Consider the following 13,354-nt stretch of genomic DNA (forward strand, 5'->3'; position numbering starts at 1 on the left):
AATGCCTCCGCGAGTGGATGGGTCACGAGCAGCAAAGGCTGCGGCTCCTGAGATCGCGGCGCGTCGGCATTTCGGCTCTTGTCACGACCCTGCTGCTGGCCGGGGCCTGCAGCTCCGCTGCGGAGGAGACACCCGAGGCCTCGGCGGCGCCGGCGACGACCGTCGCTCCCGTCGAGGGCACCGCAGTTGTCACTCCGACGACAGGCGCCGCGGTGCAGAGTCCTGTGCCGACGGCGCAGGCACCATCAGAGGCGGCACCGCGCCGGGGCGGCACGCTGCGTGTGCTGCTGGCCGCAGATCCCACGCCCATCACCGGCTGGACACCGTGGGATCACACCTGCGCCTGGTCGTGCCGCAATGTGCTCGACCATGTCCTCGAGACGCTCACCGTCGTGCTGCCCGACGGATCGGTAGAGCCCTGGCTGGCTGAGTCTGTGTCCGCCGACGCTTCGCTGCAGCGATGGACCGTGACCCTGCGGCCGGGCATCAGCTTCACCGACGGCGAGCCGCTGGATGCCCTCACCGTCAAGACCGGCATCGACGACTACCTGCGCTCCGGCAGGGCCAGCAGCGGCCACCTGCGGGACGCTCGCATCACCTCGGTCATCGTCATCGACGAGCTGACGCTGGTGATCGAGTTGAGCGAGCCCAACGCCGGCCTGCCCGCGGCGCTGGCCGGCCCCGTCGGGCGCGTCTTCTCCGTTGTCGCCGCCGATGCCGACCCGGGCATCTTTGCCAGGGCGCCGGTCGGCACGGGGCCGTTCGTCTTCCGGCGCTGGTCGGCGGGGGAGCCGGCGGTGCTGGAGGCCAACCCCGACTACTGGCGAACTGCCGCAGACGGCGCAACCCTGCCGTGGGCCGACGACATCGTGTTCACCGAGATTGCCGACGAGCGACAGCGGCTCGCGGCGTTGCTGGACGGCCGCGGTGACATCCTGATGTCGAGATCGGCTGAGCTGTCCACTGCTGTGGACGCAGCCACCGATGGCGGGGGCCGCCCGCTCACCGCAGTCCGGCGCTTCGACGACAACGCCGGCGTCGTGCTGTTCAACCTGTTGCGTGCGCCGCTCGACGACATCCGGGTACGGCGAGCGTTGGTGGCTGCAACGGACCAGGAGCGCCTCGTCTCCGCACTCGGCCCTGACGTCGATTCGCTGGCCGCAACGCAATGGTGGTCACCCGCCAGCATCTGGCATTCGACCGAAGTCGCAGCGGCCTGGCCGACCCATGACGTCGAGCGTGCCCGTTCACTGCTGCGTGAGTACACGGAGGACCCCGAACGCTCCGACGATCGGGATCCGGGCGAGCCCATACGGGTCAGGGTGCTGTGCACCGACGACCTCGCACTTGCGCGGATGACCGCCGAACTCGAGCGACAATGGGAAAGCACCGACCTGGTCGACGTCGATGTCGAGACGCTTGCCCGCACCGGGCTCATCAGCCGGGTCATGGGCTCGGTGATCCAGAGCCCGTCGTTCGCCGGCGACTTCGGCGCAACGTGCTGGCGCGTCGGCGGCGAGTCGGATCCGGCGATTCTGGCCTCGGCCGCCGTCGGCCCGGTCCGCACGACACCGCTGAACGTGTCCAACTTCACCGGCGAGCACCTCGCCGCGCTGGCGAGTCTGATCAAGTCGACCGACGCAGGGAGCGAACGGCTTGACGCAGTAGCGCAGTTCATGCTGGAGCTTGCGAACGAAGCGCCCTACGTGTTCCTGTCCTACTCCTCGAGCGTCGTGGCGGCGACGGCGGATGTCGCAGCGCTGGGGCGCACGTCGCTTCCCGATGGCAGCGTGGTCGAAGGGCAGCGACTCGGTGTCGGCCGGTATGACGAGGTGTGGCTGCGCCGTGAGTGACCGCGCCGCGTCCGGCGAGTCTCCGCCGAGCGTGCGGCAGCTCGGCTGGTTGCGTCGGGCCGCTCCCCCCGCAGACATGCCGGACGGGCACACCGTGAGCCGGGTCGCAGTCGAGCATCGAGGCGCCTACGAACTGGTCGATGCCTCGGGCGAAGCCACCGGAGCGCTCGATGCCACAGCGCGCCGTGCGGCCAGAACGCCATTCGATTACCCGACCGTCGGTGACTGGGTCGTTCGCTCGCTGGAAGCCCGTCACGACCGTCGCGTGGCGATCGCCGGCGTGCTGGATCGCGTCTCGCTGCTGTGCCGTCGCGCTCCCGGGCCGCGGACCCGCCCGCAGCTCGTGGCGGCCAATGCCGACGTCTTGGCGGTGGTCACGACGCCTGCCCCCGCCGGTGATGCGATCTCGCCGGAACTGGCCGCCGCCGGCCATCGAATCGAGTGGTACCTCACGGCGGCGTTCAGCGGCGGTGCCCGGCCGGTGATCGTCGTGAACAAGATCGACACGGTGTCGGGCGCCGAGCACGAGGCAACGGTGGACGCGCTGCGCCGCCGGCTCGGCCCTGCAGCGGCCGACGTGCCGATCCTGGCAACCAGCGCGCTCGACGGCCGGGGGCTCGAGAGCCTCGGTGCCCTGGCCGCCGACGGGGCCACGGTCGCTCTCAGCGGACCGTCCGGAGTGGGCAAGTCATCGCTGGTCAACCGGCTCGCGGGAGCCGACGTGGTACCGGTGGCTCCCCTGAGCGCGGACGGCCGCGGACGGCATACCACCGTGCGCCGCCAGCTCGTCCCGGTCGGCGGCCCGGACGGCGGGACCGTCGTGGACACGCCGGGCCTGCAGGACCTGGTCCCCTGGGGAGGCGATCTGGGGCTGCGCCCCCCCGTCGGCGCTCAGCTCGGCTTGGCGAAGACGTTCAGCGAGATCACCGCACTCGCCCACGAATGCCGCTTCGCTGACTGCACGCACACGGTCGAGCCGGGTTGCGCTGTCGCCGCCGCCGTCGAGGACGGCCGGCTCGCTGCTGAACGCCTCAGCACGTACCTCGAACTCGTCGCTGACATGGAGATTCCCGATGCGTTCGGCAGCGGGGGAGGATCTCGCTGAGCCGCAGCGGCGGCCTGCTCAGCGGCCCTTGAACTCCGGTCGGCGCTTGTTCATGAACGCGTCCACGCCTTCGGAGTAGTCCTCGCTGTCGAAGCACGCCCGGATCATGGCCTCCACCTCGGTGAAGTCACGCTGCGACTCCGGCTTCTGCCACTGCGTCAACGCAGCTTTGGCGGCGGCAATGGTCAGCGGGGCGTTCTGGCCGATGAGGTCGGTCCACTCGTCGACGGAGGCCTCGAGGTGCGCTTTGGGCACGACCCGGTTGACGAGACCCATCTGCAGCGCTTCTTGCGCTCCGAACCGGTCGGCCAGGAAGAAGATGCGCTTCGCGGCCGAGGGGCCGACCAGGCGCATCAACGTGCCGATGCCCGCGGCGCCGTAGCCGAGCCCGAGCCGGGCGGCGGGGATCGTGAACTGGGCGTCCTCGGCGACGACGCGCAGGTCGGCGGTCAGCGCCACCGCCAGGCCGCCGCCGATGCAGTAGCCGTGGATGGCGGCGATGAGCGGCTTGGACAGGCCGAGCAGCGCCGCGTGCGCTTTGGACGTCGTGTCGTCGTAGTCACGGTTGCCGCTCGCGTCAGACCGCTGCTCGCCGAATTGGCTGATATCGGCGCCTGCCGCGAAGGCACGCTCGCCAGCACCGCGGATCACCACCACCCGGATGTCGTGGTCGTTCTCCAGCTCGGTCGCAGCGTCGGTGATGCCGTTCCACATCTGCGCGCTGATGGCATTGTGCCGTTCTGGATGGTCGAGGATGATGCGGCCGACATGGCCGTCGCGTTCGAGATGCACCTGCCCGCTCACGGCGGCCGACGCTACCGCCCGGCTCGCAGACGTGCCCGAAGTGCTCAGGACTCGGGCGGAACCCAGCTCGCGTCGCGACGCTCGCGGAAGGCTGCGATGCCTTCGGCCGCCTCGTCGCTCTGGAACAGCCGCTGGCTGAGTTCAGCCGTCCATGCCCAAGCTTCCTCACGGGGCATCTGGGGCACCCTGGTGACCAGTTGCTTCGTGTTGGCCAGGGCGTTGGGACCGCCCCGTACCAATCGGCGCAGCGTCGCCGTCACCTCGTCGTCGAGCTGGTCGCGCGGCACCGCCCGGTTGATCAGTCCGGCCGCCGCTGCTCGAGAGGCTGGTACGCGCTCGCCCTCCAGGAACAGCTCGCTGGCGTCGGCGCGGCGCAGTTTCGGCAGGCATACCACCGAGATCACCGCAGGAGCCACGCCGATGCGAACCTCGGTGAAGCCGATGATCGCGTCGTCGGCGGCAATCGAGATGTCCATCGCGGCGGCCAGCCCCACACCGCCGGCGGTGACATGGCCCGCCAGCCGGCCCACCACCGGCTTGTCGCAGGTCATGATCTTCTCGAGGATCTCCACGAAGTTGTGGCGCAGCGTCGGCTGAGGCACCCCGGGCTGTGCGGCACGCAAGTCCGCACCGGCGCAGAACGTGTTGCCGACGTGCGTGAACAGGATTGCCCGAGCCTCGGGATCCGCCAGCGCCGCTTCGAAGTGATCGCCGATGCCGTTCACGATCTCGACGCTGAGCGCGTTGCGGTAGTCGGGCCGGTTCAGCGTGATTGTCGCCACGCCGCCCGCGAGCTCGTAGAGCACGGCGGCTTCCGGGTCGTCGGTTGGGGTGCGATCGTCTGAAGGACTGTCCTGGACCATCGCGGCGATGCTAGGCATCGAACCGGCGGCACACAGCACTCGAGCCGACTCCTAGGCTCCCTCAGATGCACGGACTCCTCGCACAGGCTGAGTCGGCGATTGACGCCGTTGACGCGGTGCTCGAAGCCACCCGCGGCACCGAGGTGTGCGGTACCGAGCCCAGCTGGGTCTGCGAGCGCATCCTGTCCTGGACTGGCAGCGAGGGTTTCGCGTCGGCGTCGGTGTGGATCGTGGACAAACCGCTCACGGTGCTCATCATCCTGCTGCTGGCCATCATCGCCCGCCGGATCGTGCGTCGGGCCATCGACCACATGGTGGAGCGGATCGCTTCGGACAAGCAGCACGCCGAGGAAGACGAGGCCGCCCGCACCGCCGAGGAGGGCCGGACGTGGGACCCCGAGCGGCTCGCGGCCAAGATGACGCAGCTGCGCGAGCGGACCGAGCGCGCCAGCCAGCGCGCCAAGACGCTGGGGACGCTGTTCAAGAGCATCGCCACCACCATCATCTGGGCCGTTGCGCTCATGATGCTGCTCGGCGAGTTCGACGTGAATCTCGGGCCGCTCATTGCAGGGGCCGGCATCATCGGCGTTGCCGTGGGCTTCGGCGCGCAGTCGATCGTGCGCGATCTGCTGACCGGTGTGTTCATGCTCATCGAGGACCAGTACGGCGTCGGCGACGTGGTCGACCTCGGTGACGCGGTCGGCACGGTCGAGTCCGTCGGGCTGCGCACGACTCGGCTGCGCGACATCTCGGGCACGGTCTGGCATGTGCCCAATGGCGCGATCGCCCGCGTGGGCAACATGTCGCAGCTGTGGGCCCGGGTGCCGCTCGACCTCGACGTTGCCTACGACACCGATCTCGACGAGGCCATGGCCATCATCAAGCGCGTCGCCGATGAGGTGTGGCAGGAGCAAGGCGAGAGCACCACGGTGCTTGAAGAGCCCACCCTCTCAGGAGTCCAGGCCTTCGGCGCTGATGCCGTGACCATCCGGGTCATGCTCAAGACCGAGCCATCGGAGCAGTGGGCGACGGCGCGCTTGATGCGCAAGCGCATCAAGGACGCCTTCGACGAGGCCGGCATCGAGATCCCGTTCCCGCAGCGGACGGTGTGGGTGCGCAGCGGTGAGACAGCCGAATCCGACGCCAAGCCGGCAGTGGGTGCCTTCCAGACCACCGCTGCGCCGATGGAAGCTGAAGAACCGGACACGGACGGCGCGGACAGCGATCTGTAGAGCAGCGATGAACTAGGCGTCGGCTGGCGCCAGCGTCACGCTGACTTCGGGATGCGCGAGAGAGTCATCCGCCACGAACATCAGGCTCTCGATGCGTCCTGCATCGATCAAGTCGGCTCGCGTCTGGGTCAGCGTGGCGATGTGAGCGTCCGCGGCGCGGACCGTCACTTGCTCTGCCGGCACGCGAAGGCTGCGCCTGGCCTCGGTCTTGGCCCTGCGAACCTCGCTGAGCACTGACGCCGTGAGTTCGAACGTGCCCGAGGGGTGGTCGGGCACCAGCGCGTCGATCTCGTCGGCATCGGGCCAGGTCGCCCGGTGCACTGAACCGTCACGCCACCACGACCAGATCTCCTCGGTGACGAACGGCAGGAACGGTGCGAACAATCGCAGCAGCACGTCGAGTGCGACGGCCAACGCGAGGTGGGCGTCTGCGGCCGCCTCGTCACCCTGCCCGCCGTAGGCCCGACCCTTGGCCAGCTCCACGTAGTCGTCGGTGAACCGCCAGAAGAACTGCTCGGACCGTTCCAGGGCGCGGGCGTAATCGAAGTTCTCGAACGCGTCAGTGGCCACGCGCACCAGTTCGGCCAGCTCGCTGAGCAGTGCCGCGTCCAGCGGGTTGCGCACGCCAGTCCCACCTTCGGCAGGCGCCGCTCCGGTCGTCAGGGTCAGCGCGAACTTGGCGGCGTTCAGCAGCTTGATGGCCAGCCGGCGCCCGATCTTCATCTGTCCTTCGTCGAACGCCGTGTCGGTGCCGGGACGGCCGTTGGCGGCCCAGTAGCGCACGGCGTCGGCGCCGTAGGTGTCCAGCAGGTCCACCGGTGTCACCACGTTGCCCTTGGACTTGGACATCTTCTTGCGGTCCGGGTCGAGGATCCAGCCCGACAGGGCGCAGTGGTGCCAGGGCGCGCAGTCATGCCCGAAATGGCTGCGCACTGCAGTCGAGAACAGCCAGGTCCGGATGATGTCGTGGCCCTGGGGGCGCATGTCCATCGGGTAGGTGCGCTCCCACAGGTCCGGGTCCTCGCTCCAGCCGCAGGCGATCTGCGGCGTCAGCGACGAGGTCGCCCAAGTGTCCATCACGTCGTGGTCGCCGATGAAGCCGCCTGGCCGGCCCCGCTGCGATTCGTCGTAGCCGGCCGGCACATCGCTGCTGGGATCGGTCGGCAGGGCGCCGTCGCCGGGCACCAGCGGCTGTTCCCAGACTGGCTCGCCGGCGTCGTCGAGCGGGTACCACAGCGGGATCGGCACCCCGAAGTAGCGCTGGCGGCTGATCAGCCAGTCACCGCTCAAGCCCTCGATCCAGTTCGTGTACCGGCCCTGCATGTAAGGCGGATGCCAGGTCATCTCCGAGCCGCGGGCGATCAGCGCGTCACGCAGATCGGCGTCGCGCCCGCCGTTGCGGATGTACCACTGGCGGCTCGAGACGATCTCGAGCGGCCGGTCGCCCTTCTCGAAGAACTTGACGGCATGGGTGATCTGACGGGGTTCGCCGATGAGATCGCCGGAATCCCGCAGCAGCTCGACCGTGGCTGTGCGGGCGCCGCCCACCGTCCGGCCTGCCAGGTGCTCGTATGCCTCGCGACCCGCAGGGGAGTCGATGCCATGGGGAGGATCGGCAGCGATGCGGCCCCGGCGGTCCACGATCGCCCGCACCGGCAGGTCCAGCTCGCGCCACCATGTCACGTCGGTGGTGTCGCCGAAGGTGCAGATCATGGCGATGCCGGTGCCCTTGTCGGGCTCGGCCAGCTTGTGCGCCACCACCGGCACCTCTACCTGGAACAGGGGAGTCAGCACCGTGGAGCCGAACAGCGGCTGGTAGCGCTCGTCGTCGGGGTGTGCCACCAGCGCCACGCATGCAGCCAGCAGTTCCGGCCGGGTCGTCTCGATCTCGACGGTGCTGCCTGACATCGGGCTCTCGCCCGATCCCTGAGGGCGGGTGCGATGGAAGGCGATGCGGTGATAGGCGCCGGGCCGTTCGCGGTCTTCGAGCTCGGCCTGAGCCACAGCAGTGCCGAAGGTGACATCCCACAGCGAGGGCGCCTCGATCTGGTAGGCCTCGCCGCGTTCGAGATTCTCGAGAAATGCGCGCTGCGCGATCCGCTGGCAGCGCTCGTCGATGGTGGCGTAGGTCATCGACCAGTCCACGCTCAGCCCGAGCTGGCGCCACAGCGCCTCGAAGGCGTGCTCGTCCTCGGCGGTGAGCACATGGCACAGCTCGATGAAGTTGCGGCGCGAGATCGCCAGCTCGCCCCTGGCCTCCACCGCCTTGGGATCGCCGCCGTCAGCGGGCGGCTCGAAGTGCTCGTCGTACGGCAGCGAGGGGTCGCAGCGCACCCCGAAGTAGTTCTGGACGCGCCGTTCGGTCGGCAGACCGTTGTCGTCCCAGCCCATCGGGTAGAAGACCTCGTGGCCCGCCATGCGCCGGTAGCGGGCGATGTTGTCGGTGTGGGTGTAGCTGAACACGTGCCCCATGTGCAGCGAGCCGCTCACCGTCGGCGGCGGCGTGTCGATGCTGAACACCTGGTCGCGGGTGGCGGTGCGATCGAAGCGGTACACGCCGTCTGCTTCCCAGCGCTGCGACCACTTCGCTTCGAGCCCGTCGACGGTGGGCCTGTCGGGCACCTGCGTCATGCGGCGCAAAGCTACCGGCGCGCTTCGCCCGAGGCCGATCCCTGCCGCCCGCCAGTCGCGCGATGTCTCGTCGAGGCATTAAAGACTGTCATGAAATTGTCACAAAAGTGCAACGGCATTGACTAGTGTGTGCGGTGGTTGCCGCCTGCGGGGGCGGTCGGCAACTTCAGCCGTATTGCCGACCAAAGGGGGTCGATTGGCATGATGGCGACAATCCTGACGCTGATCATCCTGGGCATGGTGTTCCAGGGTGCGATGGCGGTCGTGGACAGCGTCCTTGATGCGGTCAAGGTGAACGACACGCTCAAGTCCATTCCGATTATCGGAAGCAATCTGAACCTGGCCTGGGCCTACCTGTTCGTGCTGATCTCTCAGATCAATGGCGCGAACGACGTGCTCGATCTGGGATTCGGAGCGAACATGGAGCTGCTGTCGCTGAGCCGTTTCGGCATGGACGTAGCGACAGCCATCGTTCTCGTTGCGTTCATCCCGGTGCGAGACGCTGCAATCAGCGCCTTGAAGAAAGGCATCGGCGGACGCAGCGACTGAGCAGCGTCACGGGCGGCGCCCGCTGGGCGCCGTGCAATCGGCAACGAGCCGACGTAGGGGCACCCCGCTTGCGGGGTGCCCTGTGCGTTTGTGCACCCCGCTTGCGGGGTGCCCCTTTGCGTTGTGTGAATGAACCGCCAGCAGGCCGTCAGCTCGGCGCGACGATGACGCCCTCGTCCCGCAGCGTGTCGATCTCGTTCGCGTCGTAGCCCAGCTCGCTGAGAATCTCGACTGCGTGCTCACCCAGCAGCGGGGCGTGGCGCCGCAACCGTGTCGGCGTCGCCGAGTAGACCACTGGATCGGCCACGTAGCGGTACGCCCCCTCGGTGGGGTGCTCTGAGATGCTCACCAGGCCGGCCGCAGCGAGCTGAGGGTCGGTGTCGAGTTCTGCCAAGTCCATGACCCGTGCCGCGGGAATGGAGTGGCGGTCGCAGTAGGCGATCCACTCATCGGTCGTGCGCCGCACCGAGAGCTCCCCGAACAGCGCATACAACTCGTCGATGTGCGCAATCCGCGAATTGTGATCGGCGAAGCGAGGATCGTCGGCCAGCTCGGGTCGCTCGACGAACGCGAAGAAGGCCCGGTACTGGGCATCGTTGTACGGCAACAAGCACACCCAGCCGTCGGCCGTGGGGTACGGCCGCCGGTGGGGAGTAAGGAGCCGGTCATAACCGAATGGTCCCTCGGGCGGTTCGAACACCGCCCCGCGGTAGTGCTCCACCAGGTTGAACGCCACCATCGTTTCGAACATGGGCACTTCGATGGTCTGCGCCACACCGGTTCGCTCCCGATGGAACAACGCCGCCAGCACTGCTTCGACAACATGCAGTCCCGTGACTTTGTCTGCGATCACCGAGGGGACGAAGCCAGGCTCGCCGGCGATGCGGCCGATCAGATTCGACAGGCCTGATGCTGCCTGGATGGCGTCGTCGTACGCCGCTTTGTCGCGATAGGGGCCGACGCTGCCGTAGCCATTCGCTCGGCAGCAGATGAGCTGCGGGTGCTCCGCCCGCAGCGAGTCGGCGTCGAGGCCAAGCCGTTCGAGCGCGGCAGCTCGCATGTTGGTGACCAGCACGTCGGAGCTCGCGAGCAGCCGCCGCATGGCGGAGCGACCGGACTCGGACTTGAGATCCAGCGCCAGGGATCGCTTGTTGCGCTGGATGTTGAGGCTGAAGCCGGACATGCCGGCGGATCGGGCGGGAAGACCGTTGCGCGTGGAGTCGCCGTCCAGCGATTCCACCCTGATGACGTCGGCGCCATGGTCGCCCAGCATCCGGCACGCCATCGGCCCCATGAGCACGGTGGTGAGATCGACCACGCGTATGCCATCGAGCGCCCCGGGCGATTCGTCGCCGGCCGCGGCGGCTGTGCCTGCAGTTTCTGGCATGAGATCCTCGGCTACCCGGTCGATGAGTCAGACGATCCGGCTGCAGCGGCCTGGCGCTCCTCGCGCTCGGCGGCCTTGATGCCGTGGCTCATGACGATGGTCGGCGCGAGCAGCATCGAGCCGACCACGAGCGCCACGGCGATGAGCGTGCTGAGCAGCGGCGTGTATCCCCAGCGGAGGCCCATGGCGCCGCAGATGAGCGACGCGGCATAGAGGCCGTACCCGGTCCGTTGCCCCAGGCTCGTGATCCGCTTCAGCCGCGCTCGCCGAACGAGAACATCGTCCACGGCCCCATTATCTCGGCCCGCCGTGTCGTTCAGGCTCCGAACAGCTGGGGATCGTGGCTCTCGGTCGGCTCGTCGCCTGAGGCTCGGCTGCGTGCGGAAACCTCATCGTCTTGCTGTTCGTGCGGCCATGGCGCAGGGGCCGGCCACGGTGCGGGTTCGACTCGTTTCGCCCAGGCCGGCTCGGCCTGTGCCGGCACCGGGCTGGGTTCCGCTGGGGCGGCCGTCGGCGCCGGCGCTTCCGGGGTCGCCGCTGCTGCACCGATGAGCGGGGGATGCTCGAGGGTCGTGCGCTGCGCTGCGGGTCGCAGCACCACCGACGCCTCGTCGAAGTCCTCGAAATCGCTTCGCGACACTGCCTCCAGTTGTCGCGGATCCCGGGCCGCCGGCCACATCAGCCGGAATCCGACATTGGCCAGGCCGGCTGCCGTCAACAGGTCGCCCAGCGTGATGACGTCTTTCAGCGGCGCGAGCGGGATTGCGGCACCCAACCATGCGGTGATCGTCGCGTCATCGGACCACCGGCGTGCTGCGCCCAGCAGCACTCGGTCGAGTCCTTCGAAATCGATGATGCCTGCAGCGACGACAGCGCCCTCGCTCACCGGCACGTAGCCGTTTGCCAGGAGCACGCCGAGATTGGCAGCGAGGCCGATTGCAGCAACGCTTGCACCGGTGATGTGCCGGTTGAGCAGGCATCCCGCGAGCAGCAGCGCCAGCGAGATGCCGAGGGCGTACCTGCCAGCGAGCATGTTGGTGTCCAGCCCGACGGCGAGCGACAGGACTGCTCCGAGCGCCAGCACGGGCCAATGGTTGACCTGCAGCACCCGAAGCCTGTTGAAGATCCCTGCGGGAGTGCCGCCGGAAACAAGAGCGACAGCGAAGCCGACGCCGAGTCCGATGATGGTCACGAGCACGATGAAGAACACCGCGTTTTGAAGGTACCGAACGTCTGCCGCGCGCTTGTGGATGGTCGGAGGCGCTCGAGCGGGGCGGCGCGGCCGTCGTGCGGTTAGCTTTGCGCCGGCCCTTCGCTCCGGGTCCGTGGAGGAGAGACAACGTGCTGGACGTTCGAGCTGAGTTGACCGCGACCGTGTGGAAAGTGGTCGCCGAGGTGGGCACTGCTGTCGCTGCCGGCGACGAGCTGCTCATCCTCGAGTCCATGAAAATGGAGATCCCGGTCACGGCACCCGAAGGCGGCACGCTCGCGGAGATGCACGTGGCCGAGGGCGACTCCGTGGCTGAGGGCGACGTGCTCGCGGTGGTCGCCACGTCCTGAGCCGTGCCCCGGCCGTAGCCTTGGTTTTCCGTGGGCGCTGCCGTTGCCTTCGAGGGCGTCGTGGCCCTGCTGGACCGCTTTCCCGCATTGGCGGGAGTGGATCTCAGCGTGCAAGCCGGCGAGATGGTCTGCCTGCGAGGACCCAACGGAGCGGGCAAGAGCACGCTGCTGCGGGCGTGCGCGGGACTGGTACCGGTGCGAGGCGCGCGGGCCGAGGTGCTCGGCTTTGACCTGAAAGCGCAGCGTCGCTCGGTACGGCCGCACGTGGGGCTGCTGGGCCATCGATCCCCGTTGTACGGCGATCTGCGGGTCGCCGACCAGCTGCGCCACTGCGCCGACGTGCATCGTGCTGGAGCGGCCGAGGTGTCAGCCGCCGTCGAGCGCTTCGCACTCGGCGGCCGTCTCGGCGATGTTGCCATTCGACGGTTGTCCGAAGGTCAGCAGCGGCGGGTGGCCTTGGCGTGCCTGACCATCGCGCGCCCGCGGCTGTGGCTGCTGGACGAACCGCATGCCGGGCTCGACACCTCGAGCCGGGACGCGCTCGACGAACTGCTGGCTGACGCTGTCGAGGCGGGCGCCACGGTGATGTTCGCGACGCACGAGACGGGCCGCTCCCGCGTCGCGGCCGCCCGCCAGGTGCTGCTGGCCGGCGGCCGCGTCGAGACGCCCGGACTGGTGCAACCCACGGATGGCCCCACCGATGTGGCGTGAGATCTGGCTCGTCTGCCGCAAGGACATGGTCATCGAGTGGCGAGCGCGCGTCACCCTCGTCCAGATCGTCCCGACCGTGCTGCTGGTGCTGGTCGTTTTCGCATTTGCGCTCGACGCGAACCCCTCCTTGCTGGGCGCCGGGGCGGGCGGCCTGTTCTGGGTGGCGGTGCTCTTCGGCGCCGTGCTCGGCGCAAAGCGCAGCTTCGACATCGAAGCCGAAGGCGGGAACCTCGACGCGTTGCGCCTCGGAGGGCTTGTGCCCGCTGCCATCCTGTGGGGCAAGGCCGCAGCGCTGGCATTGCAGCTCGTGGTCGTCGGCGTCTTCACCGCCGCCGGCCTGCTGGTGCTCTACTCGGTGACCGTCCACGACTGGCTGCTGATGGTGGTCTCAGGACTGTGCGGCATGGCCGCCTTCGCCATCTGCGGGACGTTGTACGGGGCGATGACGGTAGGCCTGCGGTCGGCGGATACCCTGCTCCCGCTGCTGCTGATTCCGGTGGCGGCGCCGGTGCTCTTGGCCGGAACCCGGGCGTTCGACGTGGCGCTCGGGACCAGCGCCGACCAAGGCTGGAGCTGGACAGCACTGCTGGCAGTGGTGCTGGTGACCTACATCGCAGTGGGCTGGGCGGCGGCCGGTCCGCTGCTGGAGGATGCCTGAG

Annotated in this window: 13 protein-coding genes; 7 read left to right on the plus strand and 6 right to left on the minus strand. The window is 68.7% G+C overall.

The genetic code is table 11. From position 1 onward, the window contains the following. Nucleotides 1–212: 212 nt before the first annotated feature. Nucleotides 213–1,853 (plus strand): ABC transporter substrate-binding protein, encoded by a 1,641-nt coding sequence (locus tag ACOGXE_RS11720; RefSeq protein WP_419931097.1) that lies wholly within the window; start codon nucleotides 213–215, stop codon nucleotides 1,851–1,853. After that, nucleotides 1,846–2,958: a ribosome small subunit-dependent GTPase A gene (gene rsgA, locus ACOGXE_RS11725; RefSeq protein ID WP_419931098.1), complete on the plus strand. Its 1,113-nt coding sequence runs from the start codon at nucleotides 1,846–1,848 to the stop codon at nucleotides 2,956–2,958. The genes ACOGXE_RS11720 and rsgA overlap by 8 nt, the downstream gene beginning before the upstream one ends. Nucleotides 2,959–2,976: 18 nt before the next feature. Here rsgA and ACOGXE_RS11730 read toward each other — a convergent pair whose 3' ends face one another. Together ACOGXE_RS11730 and ACOGXE_RS11735 are read right to left on the minus strand one after the other, a co-directional pair. Beyond that, nucleotides 2,977–3,762, minus strand: a complete 786-nt coding sequence (locus ACOGXE_RS11730; protein ID WP_419931099.1) for an enoyl-CoA hydratase — start codon at nucleotides 3,760–3,762, stop codon at nucleotides 2,977–2,979. A gap of 44 nt (nucleotides 3,763–3,806) precedes the next feature. After that, nucleotides 3,807–4,625 carry an enoyl-CoA hydratase/isomerase family protein gene (locus ACOGXE_RS11735; RefSeq protein WP_419931100.1) on the minus strand — a complete coding sequence of 273 codons (819 nt, stop codon included), beginning with the start codon at nucleotides 4,623–4,625 and terminating at the stop codon, nucleotides 3,807–3,809. Nucleotides 4,626–4,690: 65 nt separating this feature from the next. On the opposite strand from ACOGXE_RS11735, the gene ACOGXE_RS11740 reads away from it, so the two are divergent. Next, nucleotides 4,691–5,857 carry a mechanosensitive ion channel family protein gene (locus tag ACOGXE_RS11740; RefSeq protein ID WP_419931101.1) on the plus strand — a complete coding sequence of 389 codons (1,167 nt, stop codon included), beginning with the start codon at nucleotides 4,691–4,693 and terminating at the stop codon, nucleotides 5,855–5,857. Nucleotides 5,858–5,869: 12 nt separating this feature from the next. Here the strand turns inward: ACOGXE_RS11740 and valS are convergent, their stop codons facing one another. After that, nucleotides 5,870–8,488 carry a valine--tRNA ligase gene (gene valS / locus ACOGXE_RS11745; protein WP_419931102.1) on the minus strand — a complete coding sequence of 873 codons (2,619 nt, stop codon included), beginning with the start codon at nucleotides 8,486–8,488 and terminating at the stop codon, nucleotides 5,870–5,872. A gap of 138 nt (nucleotides 8,489–8,626) precedes the next feature. On the opposite strand from valS, the gene ACOGXE_RS11750 reads away from it, so the two are divergent. Continuing rightward, on the plus strand, nucleotides 8,627–9,037 hold the full coding sequence (locus tag ACOGXE_RS11750; protein ID WP_419931103.1) for a hypothetical protein: 411 nt from the start codon (nucleotides 8,627–8,629) through the stop codon (nucleotides 9,035–9,037). 148 nt (nucleotides 9,038–9,185) lie between these two features. Here ACOGXE_RS11750 and ACOGXE_RS11755 read toward each other — a convergent pair whose 3' ends face one another. Genes ACOGXE_RS11755 through ACOGXE_RS11765 form a run of 3 tightly spaced genes read right to left on the minus strand, consistent with a single transcriptional unit; the run spans nucleotide 9,186 to nucleotide 11,634 of the window. Then, nucleotides 9,186–10,424 (minus strand): CaiB/BaiF CoA transferase family protein, encoded by a 1,239-nt coding sequence (locus tag ACOGXE_RS11755; RefSeq protein ID WP_419931104.1) that lies wholly within the window; start codon nucleotides 10,422–10,424, stop codon nucleotides 9,186–9,188. Nucleotides 10,425–10,435: 11 nt separating this feature from the next. Further along, nucleotides 10,436–10,711 (minus strand): hypothetical protein, encoded by a 276-nt coding sequence (locus ACOGXE_RS11760; RefSeq protein ID WP_419931105.1) that lies wholly within the window; start codon nucleotides 10,709–10,711, stop codon nucleotides 10,436–10,438. Between the two features lie 29 nt (nucleotides 10,712–10,740). After that, nucleotides 10,741–11,634: a DUF5317 family protein gene (locus ACOGXE_RS11765; protein ID WP_419931106.1), complete on the minus strand. Its 894-nt coding sequence runs from the start codon at nucleotides 11,632–11,634 to the stop codon at nucleotides 10,741–10,743. A gap of 131 nt (nucleotides 11,635–11,765) precedes the next feature. On the opposite strand from ACOGXE_RS11765, the gene ACOGXE_RS11770 reads away from it, so the two are divergent. From ACOGXE_RS11770 to ACOGXE_RS11780, 3 genes are read left to right on the plus strand one after another with little or no spacing between them, the layout of a single operon-like run. After that, the gene (locus tag ACOGXE_RS11770) at nucleotides 11,766–11,984 is read left to right on the plus strand and encodes a biotin/lipoyl-binding carrier protein (RefSeq protein ID WP_419863899.1); all 219 of its coding nucleotides are present in this window, start codon (nucleotides 11,766–11,768) and stop codon (nucleotides 11,982–11,984) included. Between the two features lie 30 nt (nucleotides 11,985–12,014). Then, a complete protein-coding gene (gene ccmA, locus ACOGXE_RS11775) occupies nucleotides 12,015–12,695 on the plus strand; it encodes a heme ABC exporter ATP-binding protein CcmA (RefSeq protein WP_419931107.1) in 681 nt (226 codons plus the stop codon). After that, a complete protein-coding gene (locus ACOGXE_RS11780) occupies nucleotides 12,685–13,353 on the plus strand; it encodes a heme exporter protein CcmB (RefSeq protein ID WP_419931108.1) in 669 nt (222 codons plus the stop codon). Before ccmA ends, ACOGXE_RS11780 begins: the two co-directional genes overlap by 11 nt. Nucleotide 13,354: the final 1 nt, after the last annotated feature.

Source organism: Candidatus Poriferisodalis sp. (assembly GCF_965208555.1).
Taxonomy (GTDB): Bacteria; Actinomycetota; Acidimicrobiia; order Acidimicrobiales; family Poriferisodalaceae; genus Poriferisodalis.

Bases quoted from the DNA above. Each gene is read 5' to 3' on its own strand.
- ACOGXE_RS11735 (WP_419931100.1), bottom strand. From the start codon at position 4,625: ATGGTCCAGGACAGTCCTTCAGACGATCGCACCCCAACCGACGACCCG.
- ACOGXE_RS11755 (WP_419931104.1), bottom strand. From the start codon at position 10,424: ATGCCAGAAACTGCAGGCACAGCCGCCGCGGCCGGCGACGAATCGCCC.
- ACOGXE_RS11740 (WP_419931101.1), top strand. From the start codon at position 4,691: ATGCACGGACTCCTCGCACAGGCTGAGTCGGCGATTGACGCCGTTGAC.
- valS (WP_419931102.1), bottom strand. From the start codon at position 8,488: ATGACGCAGGTGCCCGACAGGCCCACCGTCGACGGGCTCGAAGCGAAG.
- ACOGXE_RS11780 (WP_419931108.1), top strand. From the start codon at position 12,685: ATGTGGCGTGAGATCTGGCTCGTCTGCCGCAAGGACATGGTCATCGAG.